This is a genomic window from Sphingobacterium sp. UBA865, assembly GCF_002295765.1.
Taxonomy (GTDB): Bacteria; Bacteroidota; Bacteroidia; order Sphingobacteriales; family Sphingobacteriaceae; genus Sphingobacterium; species Sphingobacterium multivorum.
In genome coordinates this window covers 109,628-131,998 of record NZ_DBGB01000013.1, presented here as the reverse complement: position 1 = coordinate 131,998, position 22,371 = coordinate 109,628, and the positions used below count along the sequence as shown (strand labels likewise).

The 22,371-nt window shown below is 40.2% G+C and carries 19 protein-coding genes and 1 tRNA gene; 7 read left to right on the top strand and 13 right to left on the bottom strand.

Going from position 1 to position 22,371, the window contains the following annotated elements:
- The gene (locus B2O97_RS07790) at nt 1-282 is read right to left on the bottom strand and encodes a GNAT family N-acetyltransferase (protein WP_112374089.1); all 282 of its coding nucleotides are present in this window, start codon (nt 280-282) and stop codon (nt 1-3) included.
- A gap of 178 nt (nt 283-460) precedes the next feature.
- Between B2O97_RS07790 and B2O97_RS07785 the strand changes: the two genes are divergently transcribed.
- Nucleotides 461-1,921, top strand: coding sequence for an exonuclease domain-containing protein (locus B2O97_RS07785; RefSeq protein ID WP_286767224.1), 1,461 nt, complete (start codon nt 461-463; stop codon nt 1,919-1,921).
- Nucleotides 1,922-2,483: 562 nt separating this feature from the next.
- On the opposite strand, the gene B2O97_RS07780 is transcribed toward B2O97_RS07785, so the two are convergent.
- The 6 genes from B2O97_RS07780 to B2O97_RS07755 form a co-directional block, all read right to left on the bottom strand.
- Complete coding sequence (locus B2O97_RS07780) at nt 2,484-3,605, bottom strand: acyltransferase family protein (protein WP_070563969.1); 1,122 nt, start codon at nt 3,603-3,605, stop codon at nt 2,484-2,486.
- Nucleotides 3,606-3,671: 66 nt separating this feature from the next.
- A complete protein-coding gene (locus B2O97_RS07775; RefSeq protein ID WP_286767223.1) occupies nt 3,672-5,222 on the bottom strand; it encodes a RagB/SusD family nutrient uptake outer membrane protein in 1,551 nt (516 codons plus the stop codon).
- An 18-nt stretch (nt 5,223-5,240) separates the two neighbouring features.
- The gene (locus B2O97_RS07770) at nt 5,241-8,513 is read right to left on the bottom strand and encodes a TonB-dependent receptor (protein ID WP_115048725.1); all 3,273 of its coding nucleotides are present in this window, start codon (nt 8,511-8,513) and stop codon (nt 5,241-5,243) included.
- Nucleotides 8,514-8,548: 35 nt separating this feature from the next.
- Nucleotides 8,549-9,688, bottom strand: a complete 1,140-nt coding sequence (locus B2O97_RS07765) for a FecR family protein (protein ID WP_286767222.1) — start codon at nt 9,686-9,688, stop codon at nt 8,549-8,551.
- Between the two features lie 67 nt (nt 9,689-9,755).
- Nucleotides 9,756-10,313, bottom strand: coding sequence for an RNA polymerase sigma-70 factor (locus B2O97_RS07760; RefSeq protein WP_286767221.1), 558 nt, complete (start codon nt 10,311-10,313; stop codon nt 9,756-9,758).
- A gap of 211 nt (nt 10,314-10,524) precedes the next feature.
- Nucleotides 10,525-11,229 carry a TIGR00730 family Rossman fold protein gene (locus B2O97_RS07755; protein ID WP_046673602.1) on the bottom strand — a complete coding sequence of 235 codons (705 nt, stop codon included), beginning with the start codon at nt 11,227-11,229 and terminating at the stop codon, nt 10,525-10,527.
- Between the two features lie 114 nt (nt 11,230-11,343).
- Here B2O97_RS07755 and recR point away from each other — a divergent pair, with 114 nt between their 5' ends.
- Nucleotides 11,344-11,958, top strand: coding sequence for a recombination mediator RecR (gene recR, locus B2O97_RS07750; protein WP_046673482.1), 615 nt, complete (start codon nt 11,344-11,346; stop codon nt 11,956-11,958).
- Here recR and B2O97_RS07745 read toward each other — a convergent pair.
- From B2O97_RS07745 to B2O97_RS07735, 3 genes are read right to left on the bottom strand one after another with little or no spacing between them, the layout of a single operon-like run.
- Complete coding sequence (locus B2O97_RS07745) at nt 11,955-13,151, bottom strand: oxygenase MpaB family protein (RefSeq protein WP_286767220.1); 1,197 nt, start codon at nt 13,149-13,151, stop codon at nt 11,955-11,957. The genes recR and B2O97_RS07745 overlap by 4 nt on opposite strands.
- Nucleotides 13,136-13,489, bottom strand: coding sequence for a hypothetical protein (locus tag B2O97_RS07740; RefSeq protein WP_286767219.1), 354 nt, complete (start codon nt 13,487-13,489; stop codon nt 13,136-13,138). The genes B2O97_RS07745 and B2O97_RS07740 overlap by 16 nt, the downstream gene beginning before the upstream one ends.
- Nucleotides 13,490-13,503: 14 nt before the next feature.
- On the bottom strand, nt 13,504-14,118 hold the full coding sequence (locus B2O97_RS07735; protein WP_286767218.1) for a hypothetical protein: 615 nt from the start codon (nt 14,116-14,118) through the stop codon (nt 13,504-13,506).
- 388 nt (nt 14,119-14,506) lie between these two features.
- On the opposite strand from B2O97_RS07735, the gene B2O97_RS07730 reads away from it, so the two are divergent.
- Together B2O97_RS07730 and B2O97_RS07725 are read left to right on the top strand one after the other, a co-directional pair.
- Nucleotides 14,507-15,358 (top strand): AraC family transcriptional regulator, encoded by an 852-nt coding sequence (locus tag B2O97_RS07730; RefSeq protein ID WP_286767217.1) that lies wholly within the window; start codon nt 14,507-14,509, stop codon nt 15,356-15,358.
- A 76-nt stretch (nt 15,359-15,434) separates the two neighbouring features.
- On the top strand, nt 15,435-16,688 hold the full coding sequence (locus B2O97_RS07725) for an amidohydrolase (RefSeq protein WP_286767216.1): 1,254 nt from the start codon (nt 15,435-15,437) through the stop codon (nt 16,686-16,688).
- An 85-nt stretch (nt 16,689-16,773) separates the two neighbouring features.
- On the opposite strand, the gene B2O97_RS07720 is transcribed toward B2O97_RS07725, so the two are convergent.
- On the bottom strand, nt 16,774-17,361 hold the full coding sequence (locus B2O97_RS07720) for a hypothetical protein (RefSeq protein WP_236560204.1): 588 nt from the start codon (nt 17,359-17,361) through the stop codon (nt 16,774-16,776).
- Nucleotides 17,362-17,908: 547 nt separating this feature from the next.
- On the opposite strand from B2O97_RS07720, the gene B2O97_RS07715 reads away from it, so the two are divergent.
- Nucleotides 17,909-17,970: transfer RNA gene (locus B2O97_RS07715), tRNA-OTHER, on the top strand.
- 14 nt (nt 17,971-17,984) lie between these two features.
- Here B2O97_RS07715 and B2O97_RS07710 read toward each other — a convergent pair.
- Nucleotides 17,985-18,167, bottom strand: a complete 183-nt coding sequence (locus tag B2O97_RS07710; RefSeq protein WP_046673477.1) for a hypothetical protein — start codon at nt 18,165-18,167, stop codon at nt 17,985-17,987.
- A gap of 210 nt (nt 18,168-18,377) precedes the next feature.
- Between B2O97_RS07710 and B2O97_RS07705 the strand changes: the two genes are divergently transcribed.
- Both B2O97_RS07705 and B2O97_RS07700 read left to right on the top strand, forming a co-directional pair.
- Nucleotides 18,378-19,472: a slipin family protein gene (locus B2O97_RS07705; protein WP_070563995.1), complete on the top strand. Its 1,095-nt coding sequence runs from the start codon at nt 18,378-18,380 to the stop codon at nt 19,470-19,472.
- 102 nt (nt 19,473-19,574) lie between these two features.
- Nucleotides 19,575-20,996, top strand: coding sequence for an RtcB family protein (locus tag B2O97_RS07700; RefSeq protein ID WP_286767215.1), 1,422 nt, complete (start codon nt 19,575-19,577; stop codon nt 20,994-20,996).
- Nucleotides 20,997-21,056: 60 nt separating this feature from the next.
- Here the strand turns inward: B2O97_RS07700 and B2O97_RS07695 are convergent, their stop codons facing one another.
- Nucleotides 21,057-22,349 (bottom strand): chloride channel protein, encoded by a 1,293-nt coding sequence (locus B2O97_RS07695; RefSeq protein WP_236560203.1) that lies wholly within the window; start codon nt 22,347-22,349, stop codon nt 21,057-21,059.
- Nucleotides 22,350-22,371 lie beyond the last annotated feature (22 nt).

Genomic DNA, 22,371 nt, shown 5'->3' with positions numbered 1-22,371 from the left:
TTAAAAAAGCACATCGGCCAATGTCGGATCCTTATCAAAAACTGATTTTGCAAAAGGACATAAAGGCATAATTTTTAAATTTTCTTGACGTGCATAAGTCACTGCCGCCATCAATAGCTGTTTACCTAGCCCTTTTCCTGCATATTCAGAACTTACTTCCGTATGATCTATAATGAATTTTGTGGGGCCAGCCCAGGTATAAGTCATTTGCGCAACTGATTTTCCTTGATCGATAACCTCAAAGCTACCATGTTTATCGTCATTTTTTTGTATTACTTCCATGAGCATGATTTAATGAATGAAAAGTACAAATTAAACAAAATCCAGCAATATATAACATGACATTAGTTGAGAAAAACAGCTGTTTTACCAGTTAGATGGCATAATTTGCTTTTGTGTTTTGTAAAATTGCAGCGATTCTTTTAAATAGCTAATATTTTTAGTATGTTTGCTTTGCGTTATGAGTGTAAATCAAAGCAAAAGACAAGAATTTGCCATTGTGGACATAGAGACTACAGGTGGCCATGCAAAATCGAGCCGGATCACCGAAGTTGCCATTATTATTCATGATGGTAACCAGGTTTTGGAACGTTGGGAGACCTTGGTTAATCCAGGGAAAGAAATTCCAAATTCAATTTTTGCGCTTACGGGAATAGACAATGATATGGTGAAAGATGCTCCATTATTTGATCAAGTTGCCGAACACATTTATGGAATGCTCAAAGACCGTATTTTTGTTGCGCATAATGTAAACTTTGATTATTCATTCATTCGGTTTCAGCTTCAGGAATCGGGCTTCGAGTGGTCAGCAATAAAATTATGTACAGTACGCTATGCCCGAAAAATCAAGCCCGGATTATTGTCCTATAGTTTGGGACGTCTATGTGATTATTTAGATATCCCAATTGAAAATAGACACCGTGCGGGTGGCGACGCCGATGCAACAGCCATTCTCTTTGCTTATTTGAAAGTGCTAGATACCGAACAGGTATTTCAGGATATGATTAAACATAAAGCGCTAGACCAACGTTTTCCACCGCATTTAAATCCCTTGGAATATGAACAATTGCCCAATGATCCCGGGGTCTATTATTTTCATGACAAAGCTGGAAAAGTAATTTATGTTGGCAAGGCTGTAAATATAAAAAAAAGAGTATTGTCCCATTTTACAGGGAATAATATTCAAGCGCAAAGGCAACATTTCTTAAAAGAAATTCATCATATAAGTTATGAGTGCTGCGGAACTGAGCTGATGTCATTGTTATTGGAATGTGCGGAAATTAAAAAGTTCTGGCCAAAATATAATAGGGCACTTAAACGGTATGAGCCTAAATTCGGTTTATTTTCTTATGAGGACCAAAATGGCTATCTCCATCTGGCTATAGGGAAGACGACAAGGGGACAAGCATGTATTCAGCTGTTTCAGCGTGAATATGACGCTATTCAGTTGCTGCAAAGCTTTATTCAGCATGACGCTATTAATCCGCAATTTTGTCAGTTTGGGCACGCCAGTTTGTCTACGAAATCCATCAAGAAGACCGAATTGCCCGATCGAGACCTACACAATACCCGGATGGAACGTTGTATTGAGGATTGGCTCAAACAGCAGCCATCGTATGTATTGATCGATAAAGGACGTAATTCTGATGAAAAAAGTTGCATTGTCATTGAAAATGGTATTTTTTATGGAATGGGATATATGGATCAATACGGCCAGTACAGCGGGTTTGAAGATATAAAAGGACAAGTTAAAAGATATCAGAGCAATCACTACATGATGGAATTGGTCAAAATGGCAGCAGAAAGACATCCCGCTAAAGTACATTTCTTAACAAAATCAAAGATTTTACCTGACGTTGCGGCAGAGCCCACTTTCTCTTACGAGAAATTGACTCCGAATAGTCTATTTAATTTCTATTAACAGCATATTTTCAAGTCATATTTTGGGAATTTTTTCCGTTTAGTCATTTCAATCTCAGTAATCTGTTAAAGAAATGTGAAATCGCAAATCGCGCGCGATTTTGGTCCAATAGTTGAAATATTCTTTGTGTAGAATATTAAAAAAAGACTTTTCATAATTTAGGTTAATAATTGGTTAGTTAAAAACCTGGGGCTCCCAACCTCAGGTTTTCTTTTTTTTATATTTCCGAACAAGAATTTTAGGTGAAGTATTCCTTTTATTTTGATTATTCAAAATAAATCAGTGTTTTTTTTTATTTGAAGTGTATGTTTCAATTTATTGGTTTTCAATTGATTAATATTTGTCCCCCTTTTGTCCCCCTAAGTTTTTTCTCTCTATAGTTAGTTTAAGTTACTTTAGTGTCAGCGTACTGTAATAGCGGAATTAGTAAAACAAAGATGGGGCGTTTTCTAAAAGTAGCTGCGGTATATCTTATCCATATCTTTATATATAAAAAGGGCCTTTGGCCCTTTTTTTTATTCCTAATTCAGATTCCCTTATTTTAACCCAAAGATACCTTGACCTAGATTTTGATATAGATCTTTTTCTTTCGTAAATAATAGGCGATCAACCAATTCAAAGCGACAAATAGCAATGCAAATAGGGCGGAGGATAATTGTTGATTATGCCAACCATCAAACAGGAAATGATAGCTAAAGTTCCAAAGGTTTTGATGTTTATCCCCAATGAGAATAAATGAACAAATCGTAGGGATTAGTCCGCTAAGACAATAGATAAATAGTGTATTCCTGCCGAAGTCGTCAAAGACAGTATAAAATATCCCTCTGATGTTTTGAAATTCGATGAGATAGATTAATATACCAAGAAAAGAGATGGCAATACCCGTTGTGAATACGCAGTAACTGCTGGTCCAGATTTTCTTATTAATAGGAAAAGCAAATGACCATAGATAGCCTACTAAAATAAAGACCAGGCCTACGACAAATAGGTTCATCAGTTCACTTTTGCCGGTCAGTTTTTGAATAATGTATTTTCCTGTGATATACCCGAATATCGTTTGACTGATGGCCGGAAATACGCTCCAGACATCCTCTGGATCAAATGCTGTTCCTTCGCCGTGATAGAGGTGGGATGCACCAAAGATTCGGATATCTAGTGTCGTTCCAAACCAACCTTCCAGACTGTAAGGATCTGCTGGATTACCGTAATAGCAAATTAGCCAATAGAGGAGTAGCAGGAAGATACTAATAACTGCAGCACCTTTAGCCCTAAAATAGTATAGTATCATTGCCGTGCTGAAATAGCAGATTGCAATACGTTGCAGCACCCCAAAATACCTGTACTTGGCAAAGGGAATCCACTCGAGCTGGTGAAGACTATTCCATTCCGCAAAGGGGAAAATATTTAAAAACAGACCAAGTAGAAAAAGGATGATTGTTCTCTTGAGAATTTTATTCCAATATCGTGTGGGGGCTAACTGGTCGCTGTTTTTTAAAGAAAATGCCATAGCGTTTCCGACAGCAAATAGGAAAAATGGAAATATAAGATCTGTAAACGTACATCCATGCCAAATGGAATGTTCAAGTGGAGGAAATACATGATGATAGTTGCCAGGATTATTGACGAGAATCATAGCCGCGAGTGTAAACCCACGGAAAATATCCAGTGATTTAAAACGAGTCATAATAAAGTGTATTGGTAAAAAAGGCTGTTCAAGGATACTCCTTTGAACAGCCTATGTTTGGTCTAATTAATAGCCTGGATTTTGAGTCAGGCTCGGGTTTGCCTGCAGTTCCAATAATGGTATTGGAAGGAGCAGGCTATTTTGGTTAAAATTATACTTAATCAACGTAGGGCTACTCTGCTTGCCGTTATCGCATGTAAATTTGATTTCATTTAATTTATTCATCACATCTACTGTGACACCATAACGGTTTAAATCATCCCACCGTTGCCCTTCAAAAGCTAGTTCTAATCGGCGCTCGTTGAGAATGATGGCCTTTAGGGCACTGGAGCTGATACCGGATAAATCGGCGAGCCCTGCGCGATGACGGATGACATTAAGGGTATTTATTGCCCCTGAAGTATTTCCCAGTGCGTTTTGAGCTTCTGCTTTGAGCAGAATGATGTCCGCAAGTCGTAAAAGGTAAAAATGATCGCCACTTTGGAAGCTGTTGGCATGTTTTTGCTTTACGTTAAATGGGATTTCTGTCGCAGCATCTCCGCAGGGATTCCAAAATTCATCCGCCCAAGGAACTGAATAGAACCAAATGTTGGCGTTCTTTCGTTCGGTGTCGCCAGCATTGTCATAAGCTTCGACAAGATCTTTCGATGGTGTTCCATATCGGCGCCATTCGTTTTCGTTGATTTTGCCATTTTCATCAAGATCCGGGAAAAAGAATGCGCCACCCCAGCAGCTTAGATTGGGACTGCCGGCGATATAGGGAATCTCAATGATAGATTCACTATTATAGTTGTGTTTGCCGTCAAAAAGATCCGCATAGTTTTGAAGGAGCTGGTAACCACCTTTTCCAGCGATCACTGCATCGGCGTATTGCAATACCTTATTGTAATCTCGATCAGGGCGTTGTGCCCATATCTTGGTCAGTAAGGCATTTGCAGCCCCTTTTGTTGCTCTGACCTTGTCAATGGAAGGTTGCCCAAATCCATCGGGTAGGTTGTTTGCAGCAACTTGCAGATCCGAATCGATAAAATCATAAACCTCGGCTACAGTTGATCGCTTGATGCGTAATACTTCTGCATCTGTACTGTTGGAGTGTTTTTCCAAGGGCACACCACCATAAAGCTTGACCAATTGATAATAATGGAAGGCCCTTAAAAATGAAGCTTCTCCAAGAATTTGTTTGCGTCTTTCATCCGAAAAAGTAGGATCTGTGACCTTATCAACGTTGTCAATAACGATATTGCATTTTGAGATTGCTCCATACAGTTCTTCCCAGTCCCTGCGTACCATTTCATTGGTATTGGTGATGTTATTATAGTCAATTTGTGCAAAATCTATTTCGCCACCACCGGCAGCATGGGCATTATCAGAGCGAATATCTGTTTGCAGAATCATTTCCCATTGATAATAATTGGCATTGCTACCTGGACGAGTGCCATTGCCTATAAAAGAATTATAGGCTCCGTTTAATGCTTTCTCAATATTGTCTCCTGTGAGATAGGCATTTTCGCTCGTTACCGTGGAGGTAGGCTGAAGATCTAAAAACTTTTTGCAGGAATTTAGAGTAAGCGATGTCAATAAGGCTATGGCCAATGAAGTATATCCAGTTGATTTCATTTTTTGTAAGCTAAAAGGTTAAAAAGTTAGGTTTAAACCAACAATAAAGGTGCGTGCCTGCGGCGAAGTACCAAAATCGATACCGGGCGCCATATTGGAGCTCACGGTTTGCTGATTAGTTCCCCCATACATGCTTACCTCAGGATCCAAACCTGAGTATTTGGTGAATGTTAACAGATTCTCGCCCGTCACATAAAAACGGACCTTATTGAGCTTCCATCTTTCAAGCACTTGTTTAGGTAGCGTGTAGGCCAGGGTCATCGATTTTACCCTGAGGTAAGAACCTTTCTCTACAAAACGGGAGGAAATTTGTGAATTGTAGTTGTCATCTGTATTGTTTAGATCCGGACGTGGCATAGTACTGTTGTTGTTATCAACAGTCCATCTGTTTAACACGGCAACACTTTGGTTTCTCGGTTCCCACATACCTTCTGTATAAATACGCGTCGCATTAAGGATATCATTTCCCTGTACCCCCTGTAAGAAAAAGGAAAAGTTGAAGTTCTTATAGCTGAAATCATTGGTCATGCCATAAGAGAATTTTGGTGTAGCATTCCCGATGATAGCCATATCACTTGTTTGAAGACCTGTTTCCGGATCAGCCATCTGATAGATCATATCTCCGGTCTCTGGATTGACGCCTTTTGCGATATAGCCCCAGAAGGACCCCAATGCAACGCCTTCTTTTGCAATCGTACTATTACCCCGACCATCGATATTTCCGTCATAATAGGTTCCGCCATCAATATTCAGGACTTTATTGCGATTGAGCCCAAAGGTCACAGTTGTATTCCATTTGAAATCGTGAACGAAATTTCGGCTACTCAATTCGAATTCAAAACCTCTATTTTGTAGGTCGCCTAAGTTTTTCAGCGCAGTTCTATAGCCCGAACTGTACGGAACCCTTGAGCTGAGAAGTAGGCCTACAGTCCTTTTTGCATAATAATCTGCACCAAATATCAATCTCGAATTAAAGAAACTGGCATCCACACCAATATCGGTCTGATTTGTTGTTTCCCATTTTAAATTGGGATTGTCCAGGGTAGCAGGCGTATAACCGGGTACAACTTGGTCGCCGATGTTATATGATCCTGTCACGTCGACTAAACCGAGATAGGAAAAGGCCGGAATTTGGCTATTTCCAACTTTACCCCAACTCGCACGGATTTTCAAATCGTTTACGGTGTTTTTCAGCGAACTGAAGAAATCTTCATTGGATAAACGCCAACCGGCAGAGAAAGAAGGGAAGTAGCCCCAGCGGTTATTTGGGCCAAATACAGATGATGCGTCAGCCCGCAGATTTGCTGTAAATAGGTACTTGTCGTTATAATCATAACCAATTTTTGCGATGCCAGATACAGTGGATACAGCGGCGTCTACTGCCGTAGGCATCGCTGTGATCATCGAACCACCATTGACCGTGTGGATTGCTGGATTAGCAAAATTTTGCGTAGCAATATTTGAGGTTGTTGTTTGTGTTTTCGTTGTAATATAGCCTAATAAGCCTGTAAAATGGTGCTTGTCACTAAAGGTTCTATTATAGTTTAATGTATTTTCGGACATCCAATACTGATTGTCCTGCTGCTGGAGCGTTGCCATACCCTTATATTTTCGACCTTCCGTTGTACGAAAAGGATCTACGAAACTGCGGTACTGGTTGTTAAATTTCTCATACCCAAACAGCGATTTGAATTTTAATCCAGGTAGGATATTGGCTTCCACAAAGGCATTTCCTGTAAATCTGTTGTTGATATAGCTGTGCTCGTTGCCTGTTGCCAATGCAACGGGGTTGTCAAGATCTGTATAGAATGGATCTACTGTGAAAGCACCTTTGTCGCCATATATTCCGATTACTGGAGAGCCCAGATAAGCATTCATGATGACTCCATTTCGGGAGTTCTCGGTAATATCCACGTCGTACCAACGGTTGTACGATAAGCTGGTCCCCACCTTAAAGATTTTATTGATCTGATGATCCAAATTAACCTTGAAATTGACCTTGTTTACTGTATTTGTGATGACCGTACCATTATCTTTTTGATAAGATCCCGAGATGTAAAAACCTGTCTTTTCATCTCCACCGCGTACTGAAGCCTGGTATTTTTGGCTGTGACCGGTGCGGAATAGCTGATCTGGCCAGTTTGTATCAGCGGTATATTTCGACCAATCCAAGGCTTCTCCCATCTCAGTCATTAATTCTCTATATTGTGCCGCATTTAGAACACTAGGCTTTTTTCTGATGCCTGAAAATCCTTGATAGGTTTCGAAATTTACCTGTGTCTTACCGTTTGTTCCTCTTTTGGTTGTAATCAATACAACGCCATTTGCGCCAGAAGATCCATAGACAGCGGCTGAAGCAGCATCCTTTAATACAGAAATGCTTTGAATATCGGATGGATTGAGCTCCGATATGTTTTCAGTAGGAACACCATCTACAATGTATAATGGATTGCTACCTGCAGTAATTGTTGAAGTTCCGCGAACGCGAATAGAGAAACCAGCTTGAGGTTGTCCGGAAGATTTTACAATTTCCACCCCCGCCATTTTGCCCTCCATAGCACTCGCTAATTGGGTCACAGGGCGATCTTCAATATCTTTTGTACTCATGGTTGCAATGGCTCCCGTGATGTCTTTTTTCTTCTGTGTTCCAAAACCGACCACAACGATCTGTTCCAGTTGGTTGTTGGCAGTTTTTAGCTGTATATTGAGGTAACTATTGGAACCTACCGTACTACTGATAGTCTCATAACCTATTGAACTAAAGCTGAGTTGATGGGTAGTAGTCGCTTCAATAGAAAACTCACCTTTACTGTCTGTTTCCGTTTGTTTACCTGTTGTTGTATTGCGGATGGTGACCCCTGTTAATGCTTTACCGTCGCCATCGGTAACGCGCCCTTTGACAAGCTGTTGTATATTGATCGTGTTTCTTAAAGGTATGTCATTTATTTTCTTTTTTAGGACAATGGTGTTGTTGACAATTTTGTATGAATACGACAGCTCTTTCAGGTTGTCATCCAGAATTTCAACAATAGAACCATCTTTATGGTTTATGCGGATTTTTTGGTTATCATTAATCTGTGAGTTATCGTACAGAAACACATAAGAACTCTGACGCTCGATTTCTTTAGCAAACTTTGCCAAAGTGTATTCCTTGTCTTGTAACTTGATTTTAGATTGGTTTACATTCGCCATCGCCAAATTATTTGCATGGGAAACGCATTGGATAGCAAGTAAAGCAGCAAATAGTTTTGCCTTTTTACCAGCCCCTTGGATGGTTTTAAGTTTGTGCATAATTAGTTGGGTAAGTTTGTTTTATATTAGATAATTTAGAGTTCAACTTCAATTTTATTGTTTTCCAATCGGCATTTTATATCCAGAAAGTTGAGGGTCTCAACCAGTTGCTGGGCAGTTGAATTGCGTTTTATCTTACCTGTCAGTTCACGCTTTTCATTTGTTCCTTTATACACGATATCCACATTATACCAGCGTTTTATGGCGGCAAGCGCATCTTTAATGGGTGTCGATTCGAAATAGAAAAAACCATTTTTCCAGGCCATTGCTTCTTCGATATTGGCTTCTGCTACGATAAGATTCCCGCCAGTGGTAAATGCTGCTTGACCAGGTTTCAGCATTTTTGACTTACCGAATTGCGAGACTTGTACAGAACCGGCTATAAGTGTGGTTTTATTGTTTTCATTTGGATAAGAGCGTACATTAAAATGGGTTCCGAATACACGAATGGTCTGTTCATTGGATCGCACATAGAAGGGGCGCTTGCTATCGTGGCTGACCTCAAAATAGCCCTCCCCAGATAATTTTACTTCCCGGCTATTCGACGCAAAAGATTCAGGAAACGTCAGCACGGATCCAGCATTTAGCCACACCTTACTGCCATCGGCCAAAATGATCGTATACTCTGTTCCAATCGGGGTTTCAATGGTATTGGTACGGCTTGTAGCAGTTTTCCTACTGGCTGTAAATTGATATTGCACGGTTCCGGAAGCAGTCGTAATTACTTTCACCTGTTCATCCTGATGGAGAACGCTCTGTTGCTGGGCAGAAAGATCAATTTTAGTTCCATCGGCTAAAGTTAATACGGCCGCCTTAATGCCCGGGTGAACCTGTTGTTGCATCTTCACGGCTACCCGCTGGCTATCTCCAGATGTTCTTTTAACAAGGTAAAGGGGTAATATAAACAACAGTGCCAAAGCAGCAGCTATTCCACCCAACTTCACCCGTTGCGGGATTCGCCTGATTTTTGACGCTTGGATTTCCTGCTTTATATTGGAAAATAACAGCTCTTTGAGTTGTTGTTCATCGGTTGCCAGCCCCTCAGGAACAGGGAGAGGTTCGCCATTACTTGTTTCATACCACTCTTGCAATTCGGCATCCTCTTCAGGGGTACATGTGCCTTGAAGCCATTTGTAAGCCAATTGCTTTATCCGGAATTGATTATGATCAACCATATTTAGGGGTTATTTATATATAGAGTCCCTAGATTGGGTTGATACCCTGACAAGTAGAGAAAAAAAATCACAAAGTAATCAGAAAGCGCTGAATACCAGCGCGTATTTTTTTTAAGGCACGGCTTAATTGGGTTTCGACCGTTTTCACAGAGATGTTCATGTGCTCAGCGATCTGTTTATAAGTGAGTCCTTCTTCGCGGGATAATTTGAAAACAAGCTGGCATTTTTCGGGCAGTTCCGAAACAAGCTGATCCAGCCGAACTCGAAGTTCTTCAAACTGAAGCCAATCTTCCGTCGAGTTATCGAAATCGGCCCATTCCGTATCGTGTTTAAAAACTTCCTGCTTGTATTGTTGCGCCAGATATTTAAAGACTTTGTATTTAACGGCCACAGCGAGGTAGGAGGCGAGATTGCTTTCAATTTGGAGTTGATGGCGTCTCAGCCAAAGCGAAGTAAAGATGTTTTGAACGATTTCCTGCGCGTCTTCCAGCGAATTTGTTTTGCGCGCAGCCTGGTAATAAAGCTTTTTCCAATAGCGATCATACAAAGCTTCGAAAGCTAAGCTATCGTCTTGTTGAACCAATACAATCAACTCTTCATCTGAATGGCCTCCAAAATCTTTCATGCAAGACAATAATTTGTTTTTCTACGGTTAACGACGTGTAATGCGAATCGTGCTATAAATGTAGGGACTAAATTGGCAATAATGCAACTTTAATCTGTAAAAGCTGGTTTTGAACAGCTAAATACCTATTTTACAAAGACCAAGGGGAGGGCAAATAGGCAAAAAAAAAGAGTATCTGTTGATTCAGGGACTCTTTTTTTACGGGTACTTCTTAGAAGTTTGGTTTCAACAAGTATTTGTCGTAGAATCGGAAAATATGATCCGCAGCCTCTTCGGCAGTATCGACAATACGGTATAGTTTCAAATCTTCTTCGCTGATATATTTGTTAGGAATCATTGTATTCTGAACCCAGTCCATCAACCCTTTCCAATATTCAGAGCCAACCAACACGATCGGAAAACGTGCAATTTTGCCGGTTTGAATCAATGTGATTGCTTCAAAAAGCTCATCCATGGTTCCAAAGCCTCCTGGCATAACAATATAACCCTGAGAATACTTCATGAACATCACTTTTCTGACGAAAAAGTACTTGAATTCAAGTAGTTTGTCGCGATCAATATATTTGTTGTGAAACTGCTCAAATGGTAATTCAATATTTAGACCAACAGACTTTCCTCCGGATTCATAAGCACCTTTATTGGCTGCTTCCATAATTCCAGGTCCACCGCCCGAGATAATACCATAACCGCGTTCTGTCAATAAACTGGCAATATCGACCGCCATTTGATAATATTTGTGTTCACGTGGCGTACGTGCTGATCCAAATATCGATACACAGGGACCAATTTTTGCCAATTTCTCAAATCCGTCCACAAACTCTGACATCACTTTAAAAATCTGCCATGAGTCCTTAACTTTAATTTCCTGCCATGTTTTGTTTTCAAATGCGCGGATAATTTTATCTTCTTTTGTAATGTCCATATATAACGTTATACATTTAATTCTAAATTCCAATTTTTCAAAAAGGAATACAATATAGCTATTTTTTTAATAGTAGCTACTTTTTCTGATTATTCTTACATTTGCATTATGAATTTTTCTTCTAAACTTCTTGAGAATGCCGTCGCTGAATTTGGAAAACTACCAGGCGTAGGGCAAAAGACAGCATTACGACTGGTTTTGCATCTGCTGAAGCAATCCGATGCGGATGTAGCCCGTTTTACAGCCGCTATTGATCGCTTGAAAGAAGATATTCAGTATTGCCAGGAATGTTTCAATATTTCGGATCACAGTATATGTGAGATATGTGCCTCCTTTAAACGTGATAAAAGCTTGATTTGTGTTGTGGAAGATACACGTGATGTGATGGCCATTGAAAATACAAATTCCTATCAAGGTGTATATCATGTATTGGGTGGGTTAATTTCGCCAATGGACGGTATTGGTCCTGCGGATCTAAAAATTGAGGGATTACTCAATCGAATTCAAAGAGGTGAGGTGGAAGAAGTTATTCTGGCACTTTCAGCAACAATGGAAGGGGATACCACCATTTTTTATTTATATCGCAAATTGCGTGAGTTTGATGTTAAAATTACAACCATTGCCCGCGGTATAGCCTTTGGTGGTGAATTGGAATATGTGGATGAACTGACCTTAGGACGGTCCATTGCGACACGGGTGCCTTACGAGCGCAATGTTGGTTAATTGTATTTCAGATAGATTTGTTTCACACCCTCGTGTATCTTTCTTCCTTTGTCAATCTGTTGTTGTCGCCATAGGCTGTCGGTGATCATATGATTTGCTTTTTTATTTTTTAAGATATTCACATAAGCGATTTTACCGAGTACCGTTTTCCTTAAACCAAGTAATGAACACGAATAGTCTCCCAATAGATAATGATTGTAGTAGAGATGAATTTCACGCATAAGCTTTCGTCCCCATTTGTTTGTGGGGTAGGCTGCTTTAATGGGCTCTTCCATGAGCGCTTTTGCTAAGGCTAAACTATCCTGATCTCCTGATTGTTGGGTCATCGTCCAATAATACAACGCTTCAATAGCTTGCTCCTCGGTGTCGGGTAGCAATTGCGTGGGAATGCCCAGCAATGTCCCGATAAATTTGTAAACATGGAATAAACCATCAACCTCGCTTTTCAATATATTGAATTTCATGCGTTTTAGCCCTGTTAGATAAACAAGAGAGAATCCGAGGTTGGTCGCAAGCATATCCCAAGTGTTTAAAGGGATGCCCCATTTTTCTGTTTGCCACTGACCGTGCTTTAGAATATTTAACCGAGCATACGAATGGATACATCGGGTAAGTAGGATGGCCTCAATGCCGATATTACCCTTTTTCAGTGCATTGTTACCTGTGACGTCAACCCAAAAGGTGACCGTTTCGGTGAGCCTTTTGACAGCACCTTTTTTTAACGCACCTGTAAAAATTAGGGGTTTATTGATGGCACTGGATTCATAGCCCCCCATGAGGACATAGTCCCGTAATACGACAAGTCCTGATAAGCCCGAACGTTGGCTGACGCCAATGCCTTGCTCTATTTTATCCCAATCTAACCAAGAGGGACTGAGATCCAATGTCTGTAGAAAATTCTGCAATATGGGTTCGTATGCTGCATCAATAGGCTTTCCTGCAAGTGCATCTTTAAGCAGTTGTTGACCTTGAGGGAAACCAATTTTTAGGTGGAGCTGTTCGACAAGCTGGTCGCAGCTATTGTCAAATTGATCGAGTAAAGGTACAAATTGATCGGCAGCAGCGATCGAAGGTTTAGTCGGCAATTTGCGAAGCAATTCCACGCCAAGACCTCTCGACCAATAGAAAGAAAATGAACTTGTATTAACTTGATAACGCTCGGGTATTCGCCTCTCTTTTATTGAGTTGTCCAAGATATATAACCTCCTGTTAATGTGATTGTATTGTTCGATTTATTGAATTTAAAGTCTATATAATCCGTTTGACAAGATAAAAGATCACTGCAGCAAAATTGACGGTCAATTTTAAAATGAAGTCTAAAAGAGCCGCCTTTCTGATCAGCAAAAAAAGTCAGCCTGTTGACGCTAAAGTCACTTAAATGCGGGCCGCCATCTTTATCTTCCAATTGATCGATAACGTAATCATTGATTTCTTTCTGATGTTTGTCGACGAATGGTAGGAGCTCTTGATCGGTGAATGGTATGATTAAACTGTCTTTTTCTATCGCTATTCTGATGCTAATTTCTGCCATTTTATTATAATATGCTAATAAAGATCTCTCCAGTTTGGGATATATAGATTGAAAATTGCTTCTGTTTCCTTTCGGGTCTTATCCGCAAATTTACAGAAAGCCTTTAGAATAATTAGATTGATGTGTTCTTTTTTAAAATCAATGAGTCGATTTGAAAATTGAAATCCACCTTCAACGATTCTAAAATCACTTTTGGGTAGTTTACGGATGGTCACTGTTGCCACATCATATATATCCAATTGCTCCTCCCAGTAAGCAATTTGCTTGACGACTTCATGGTAGAGTAATTCCTGGCACCATTTGTACAGTAAGTTCAAGGTATTTGTGTCCTTCTTTTGATATACACATATGCTCGTTGCTGTCAATTCAACAGTTGGTAGCATTGCGGACGGATAAATCTTGACCAAATAAGGTTTTCCAAATAGGTAGTAGGGATCTTCCAGATAGGAATAGGATGAATCTTCCGATTTATTTTCTGGAGGATTTAGCTTAATGTACTCTTTGAGGAAAGCAACATCGCAATGCGCTGGAGCGTATACACGATAGGGTGATGAACTACCTAGAATCTGGATGTAATCTTTATTCCAAAGTACTATTTCGTAAAATATACTCCCTATTTCAATTTGCATGTTTCGATCTTAAGTTGGAAATGAGGCATAGGCATTCGACCTAAATCAGACCCTATAAACTATTTCAAAGTAACGTTTTTTTGATATTAATCAATAATGATAATCGTAACAATTTCTGTCAATAATTGCGGGCAAGCTTAAGGGCTTCGTTAGAAAAAATGATAGCCTATTAGGAATCAACTTCGGACTGTAAGCAGTATGTCTGTATGATGAAGCCACGGTAATTGCACATAAAAAAGGTGGACTCAACGTGGACTTACTGTGGACTCACTGTGTTTACAGTACGAAGCTGGTCATAAGTTGGAAGTAATTTTTAGTATTGTTACCAGCTCTCACTAGCTTTTGTTTTTTGTTTTAATATTTAGATACTATCTTTGGAATACTGTTTATGTATCAACCCAACGACCATTTTCCAATACTAGATCTGCAAAAATTCCAGGAAGGGATTATTGCGGATTGTGACCTGCTTTTTCACGAACTTATTGGTCCTCGGGAAATTAATGAACCGCATAAACATGATTTTTTTATTCTCTTATTATTTGAAGAGTCTGTAGGTACGCATACCATAGACTTCGATCACTTTACGCTTGGATGTAATCAATTACATCTCGTTTTTCCAGGTCAGGTACATCAGTGGAAGATGGACGACTCGACCCATGCATTGCAGCTCATGATCAGCAGACGTTGGTTCGAAAGCTTATTACCTGCATTACGATTTCCTATTTCTTATTATCTAAAGCATTTGGTCATTGATCTTTCAGCGATCCACTTTCAGTCGCTATTGGCAGAATTTAAAGCAATTGCAGCTGATCTAGCGGACGACCATATCCTATGGGAATTGATTTACGCGCGGGTTAAAGTAATCGCCCTTCTGATTAGCAAGATCGTTCAGGATAATTATCATGATTATGAACAACCTCAGGATAATCCGATTGTGGCAAAATTTGTTCAGCTTATCGATGAATGGTATAAAAGTGAAAAATCCGTTGCTTTTTATGCCGAGAAGCTAAATATATCCGCAAACTATCTGAATGTGTTAAGTAATCGGGTGTTACACAAGTCAGCTTCATTTTTGATTCAGGAACGCGTGTTATTGGAAGCAAAGCGCTTGCTTAAAATTTCGGATAAAACGATCAAAGCTATTGTCTTTGATCTGGGATTTTACGATAATGCAAGCTTCAGCAAGTTTTTTAAATGCCATACAAATATGACACCAAGTCAGTTTAAAGCGCAGCCATAATTTCTACACAAGCTGTGATAATTCTTACAAGGATCATTGTCCCAAATCACTTAGCTTTGGTGAAAATGATTTAAGCATGAATGAAATCAATCAAAATCAAGATACTTATTTGTTGAGGAACGTATTGCTAGAAACAGGCTTTCTTTATGAGAAGGAAGAAATTGTTGCTACGAAAACGGCATTATTTGATATTCAAATCGAGGCAAATAAAATAAAAAATATAGAGCCAGCGCAATCGGGGATTGACGGAAAAGGCTTCGACATGAAAGGTAAATTGGCCTTACCGCCATTCCGTGACATGCACATTCATTTAGATAAAACTTTATACGGCCTGCCCTGGAAGGCGGTATTTCCAAAAAACAGGACTGTAAAAGATATGATTGCCAAGGAACAGATCATCATCCCTGAATTGTTGAAAACCTCTGTCGAACGGGCCGAAAAATTGATTGCGCTATTGCAGGGCTACGGAACAAATTTTGCGCGCGCACATTTTAATGTAGACCCAACATCGGGGACGAAGTCATTGGAACATCTGTTACAGGCACTGGAACATTTAAAGTATTCCTTTGCTGCAGAACTGGTCGCATTCCCCCAACATGGTCTATTCTATACAGAATCCGCGAAGTTAATGGAGGAAGTTGCAAAATGGGAACAGGTGGATTTTATCGGTGGTTTGGATCCCTTTAGTATTGACGGCAGTATCGAGAAACCGATGGACTTGACGGTTCGACTTGCATTGGACAATAACAAGGGAATCGATATCCACTTGCATGAAGGTGGAGAATCAGGTGTTAAAACTATGGAATATTTGATTGATAAAGCATTGGAAAACCCCGCATTACAGGGACGCACATTTATCAGTCATGCTTTCGCCTTAGGCTACCTGCCGAAAAAAGACTTAGAACACATAGCCGAACGACTGGCAGAAGCGAAAGTCGGTATATGCAGTTCGGTTCCTTTCCGCAATATGTTGATGCCATTTCGGGAACTGAAAAAGGCGGGAGTGGAAGTTTTTGTTGGGAACGACAATGTTCAGGATCATTGGGGTACTTTTGGTAGTGGTAATATGCTTCAGAAAGCCAATCTAGCCGCGCAATTATATGGTTATGAAACTGAATTCGAGCTATCTCGTTGCCTTTGTTATGCGACCAATGGCAAAATCCCGCTTGATGACCACGGGAATTCGGTATGGCCGAAAGTAGGAGATGATGCTAGCCTTCTTTTTGTCGACGCGAGTTGTTCAGCAGAAGCAGTTTCTCGGATCTCGACCGTCCATGGGCTTATTCATCAGGGAAATCTCGTCAAATGGAACAATAGTTCACAAGCTTGATTAAAATAGCACATAATAAGAACATTTGACATGCCAATTTATCGTCTGGGGAATTGGCATGCTCATTTTTTAGGAGGGATTACGGTTAATGTAGGAAAGTCGTCTTGCAGTAGTCTATTTTATAAGAACCTTGCTCATGGACCAATTGAACCTCGTTTTTGGTTCGGATATTATCGCCGTAATCAATAAATACGATAAACTTGCTCTCCGTTATTTTGTCGATTTTAACATCCTTGATATCCAATGCGTCGTCATTACCTCTTCCAAATAACCAGGTTTCCGCTGTATATAAGGGATAGATTTTTTCCCATTTAGCTTTGTAAGCTGCTTCAGCTTTGGGCAGTTCTTCATCTGTGAGGTTAGATGGCCCGTAAATTTCATTGGCATCTTTTAAGAACGCCTGAAAGCGTTTGGTACATAAGGCATCTTCTTTGTCCAGATAGTAACAATATTTGCCGGATGCAGAACTTTTACATTTAAAAATCTCTTTTAACCAATCTTCCGCTTGCTGATGCTGAGCAATTGTCGTGTTTTGCTTCACTGTGCCTGTGCCGTCGTTGATTAAAACCTGCTTTGCAGGATGTTCCACTGCAGTGCTTTTATGGTTTTTCGTTGGATTTATACAGCTCGCTAGCATGTAAAACAGCAGTATTGTTGCATACAAACTTTTCATCTTTTGATATCGTCTTTTATTTGGGTGTAAAATTAGGATATAAATCCCATAACACGATCACGGATTACCGCTATATTTCTACAGCATATTTACCAAAAAATCCTATTTCCCATTCTTGTTGAAATAAAGCAAAGCTCTGTGTGCCGATCGTGTGGCGTATAAACGCAATACATCTGCGTAGTTAAGAGTCCCTTGTTTCTTTCTGATGCTAATTATTTATTTTTAATTGCTGTATAACAGCATTTTATGTTTTCTCTATATTTTTTTTACTTCTTTTTTTTTCTACGCAAATTCCCTGCGCATTAACCCAACGATATTTGTAATGTCAACAATGACAAACGTTCTTTGATGAAATTATAGCGAATAGCTTTAAGATATATACTTCTTGATGAAGTATTAAAGAAGCCTTTCTTCTTCAGTGGCATCCTGGTCACCTGTTTCAGTATAGCAGGTTAGTATTGTTCTCTATGAGAATCAATATACTGATAAAACGAGAAGTTGAAAGGAAAGTGCTCGTGTTAGAGGTTCGAGTCCTCTCCCGTAAAAAGGTAGCTCAAGGGTAGAGCAGAGCAGATAGTTGTGGGTCGTAGGTTCGATTCCTACTCCTGAGCAATCAGGATAGTTCAGTCTGGGTAGAACAACAGCTCAATCGTGTGGGTTCGAATCCCACTTCCATTTTCGGATGGAATAGCATAAGGGTATTGCACCGAACTGTCCATTCGGACATTCAAAGTTAAGACCTTCTTTAAAAAGGTCATTTGGTAGAAGCTTGCTATCTTTTTATCCTGCTTATGCGCTGTTTTCATGCGACTATGCAATTGATTGATGGCCTGAGATTCCTAAGATGTGGTATTTGAATTTATACTAAAAAGTCGTGACCAATAAGATGGGGTATTTGTTCACCGACTTTTGATTTTAAAAGCGGATACTTGGGCTTTTGAATCCCGCTTGAGGTCAAGGGATAAAAAATAGCAGGTTTTATAATAGCAATAATTAAAATTTAAAAGAATATACAAATGAAAAGAGTACAGATAACTACAGCGGAAATCGGATTGGTTATTAAAAACAATATGGTGGTCCGTGTTTTAAAATCCGGTAACTATTGGTTGGGATTTGGTGAAAAACTGGAGAAATATACAACTACTCATTCATTTCCTTCCGATCGTAATATCGATGTGCTTTTGCAGTTGGCAGGTTTTAGTGAATTGGTTGACATCGTTGAGGTGGGCGATACGGAGATTTGTCTTGTTTTTTTGAATAATAATTTCGAAAAGACGTTAGCCTCCGGCAGACATGTTTTTTGGAAGGAATTGCGTGAACGCAGATTTCAACTGGAAGACATTGCGGAGATTGAGGTTCCGGCATCTTTAAATCGTCAGTTGTTGGAGAAACAGAGTTTGAGCTATTATGTACGTCAGTATAAAATTGAACCAAATGAGAAAGCCCTGCTTTTTGTAGACGGTGTGTTTGTGGATATCTTGAAGTCGGGAACGTATTATTGGTGGAAGAATGCAAAAACCATAGCGATTTCAAAAGCTGATATGCGGGTTTTGACCTTGGAGGTGGTAGGACAGGAGATCTTGTCTAAAGATAAAGCACAGATCAGAATCAATTTCACGCTGCAATATCAGATTGTGGATATTGTCAAAGCACTATTGAATAATAAAGACCACGAGAAGCAATTGTATTCGTTGATGCAGTTGACCCTACGGTCCTATATCGGGCAGATGACGTTAGACGAGCTGATGGAGCGGAAGACTGAAATACAAGGCTATATCTTAGAAAATACATTACAACAGGTTGCGAGCATGGGACTAACACTGTTGACCTGCGGTGTTAAAGATGTTATTTTACCAGGGGATGTGCGGGACATCATGAACCAGGTGTTGATTGCAGAGAAGAGGGCGCAGGCAAATAGCATCATGCGTCGCGAAGAGACCGCTTCGACACGGAGTCTGTTGAATACGGCGAAACTGATGGAAGAAAACAGTATGTTGTTTAAGTTGAAGGAAATGGAATATGTCGAAAAGATCGCAGAAAAGATCAATACGATTTCGGTTTCCGGAAATGGACAGATTGTTGACCAACTCAAACAATTGTTTGTGAAATAAAAGATTATTAAATTGAAAGAGATGCAGGTAGCAACGTAAAGAGCTGTTGTTACCTGCTTTGGAGGATTTGTAAAGCTACTCTATAAATTAGAAAGTAAGAAAATGGAAAATAAGAGAATAAACGGCAATGACTTAATTGCTTTGGGATATAAAGAAAATCATAGCTTGGGAGTAGCACTGAAGATCAACAGTAAAAGACACGGTTTTACGCGGGCAGAAATGCTTGAAAAGTTTAAAGCTGTTTTGGAAAATCCGACCAGCTATTCTGATGATGCTGTTTTCGGAATTTTAGCGAGTGCTCTGCTTGGGCAAGAGGCAATTGACAAGTCATTAATTGTCTTGAACGAAAACCCGGCGGATTATACCATTTACGGTTCGTCTGAAATTGAAACAGGGGCGAAAGCACAGATGAATATCGCCATGAAATTACCAGTTTCGGTTGCCGGAGCATTGATGCCAGACGCCCATCAAGGATACGGATTGCCAATCGGAGGAGTTCTGGCGACAAATAATGCCGTGATCCCTTATGGTGTTGGTGTCGATATTGGCTGTCGCATGGCTTTGTCCATCTTTGATCTACCGGGTTCATTTGTGGAGCACAATATAATGACGCTGAAAGAAATTATTCTACGAAACAGTAAATTTGGGGCTGGTAATGGATACCTGAGACATGAACGCGTAGATCATGCTGTACTGGAAAACAAATTATTCAATGAGAATAGTTTACTTTCCTCCTTGAAGGATAAAGCCTGGACCCAATTGGGCTCTTCCGGTGGGGGGAATCATTTTGTGGAATTTGGTATAGTCGAATTTGAGGAAAGAGATGAGGTTTTAAACATTGATAGCGGCAGTTATTTGGGTTTGTTGACACATTCGGGTTCAAGAGGAATGGGCGCTACCCTAGCAGCACATTATACCAAGCTGGCCAAATCCCTGTGTAAGTTACCTTATCAAGCGGAAAATCTGGCTTATTTGGACCTGGATAGCCATGAGGGACAGGAGTATTGGCTGGCCATGAATCTCGCTGGCGATTATGCGTCAGCCTGCCACGAAGTGATCCATGACAAGATCACGTTGGCTTTAGGAGCTGAATTGTTGGCGAAAGTTGAAAATCACCACAATTTTGCATGGAAGGAAACTTGGAATGGTCAAGATGTTATTGTACACCGAAAGGGTGCGACGCCCGCTGCAAAAGGGGTAATGGGGATTATTCCGGGCTCCATGGCGACACCAGGGTTTTTGGTTCGCGGAAAAGGGGAGTCGAATGCTATACAATCGGCATCTCATGGGGCAGGTCGACTGATGAGCCGTACACAAGCGATTAAAACCTTATCTTCCCATGACCTTCATGCGATGCTTAAAGATCAAGGTGTTATGCTGCTTGGAGCAGGGATGGATGAAGCGCCGATGGCCTATAAAGACATCCACACTGTCATGGCTTCACAAAAAGATCTTGTTGATGTCGTGGCAAAATTTTCGCCCAAGATTGTCCGCATGGCAGATGATGGGAGCAGAGAAGACTAATGGCAAGAAAAAGCGGCTCAGATTGATGTCTGAGCCGCTTTCGTATTTAATTTCTTTTGATTACCTGGCCGTCGCCACTTCCTTATAGGTGTATACGTTATAAGGATATAGTTTTTTAGCTAGCGTTTTCGCAATAAAACTGCTGATGAGTAGGGGGGCTAGTAATAAATATCCGGAAGGAACAAGGCTTGCAATAATAAAGATCGCCGTGAAAGGTGCATGTATAGCCGCAGAAAGCATTGCTGCAGCACCAAAAAGGGCAAAATTAATAACCACCAATTGTGTGCCTAGATAATGGTTGCAAAGCTGTGCAAACAAAACGCCTAACAATGCACCTGTAACAATACTGGGGGCAAAAACGCCGCCGTCACCACCAGCACCTAGCGTCAGAGAAGCCACAAAAGGTTTTAAGAGAACAAGCAGGATCAACGGAAGAAAGTAAAGTAAATTGACAGAATCATGCAGACTGCTTTTTAGAACCTCTCCAAGACCATGATAGCTGTCGCCATAGAGTACCGGTAAGAAAAAGATAAATGTTCCAACGGTGATTGCACCCAAGTTGACACGGATAAAATTACTTTTTATGCCTGCAAAATAGGACTTCGCATAAATTACCGTTTTAGTAAAATATAATGCTAAAATCCCGCCAATCAATCCCAAAATAGCGACAAAAGGGATCGCTTGCCATCGCCATGCTTTTACCTCAAATGTAAACAAAGGACTTGCGTCAAGATAATAGACAAATACGGAAGCCAGGGCCATTGAAGTTAGTCCGCTAATGAGCAAGGTCTTGTTATATCTGCGTGCAATTACCTCAAAAGCAAAAAGAAAACCACCCAATGCACTTCCAAACAACAGGGTGACTCCAGCGATTACGCCAGCGCAGATCAACTCGGTTTTGTAAGCCCAAGCTGGATGTAATCGCTTATACGCTTGGTTACCCACCGTGGCTGATGCAACAACTGTAGAAACTTCAACACCGGTTGACCCACCAAAAACTACCGTTAGAAAACCATTGATATAATGTGAAGGAATCTTAAAAAAAGGTAAATGGTCTTTTCTTGTTTCTAGTGTCGTATAAATTTCTTTGATCCCTTTGTTTTTTCTGTTTTGAAAAGCGTATTTCCGTAAGAAGTAAATCGCTGTAATACCTATGCTGGGTAAAACAATAAAAAGTTTGGCATCCCAGGAAGATACACTTTCAAACAATTCTTCCTGTACATAAGCTGTGCTGTGTTTGAGGCTGTATGCCAATACACAACAAACGATACTGACGAGCGCTGAACTTCCAATTAATTTTAGATAGCTATATCGAACAACTTTTTTTCTGTATGTCGTATTGCCTTGCATCATGTTTTTCTTTAAATCGACACAA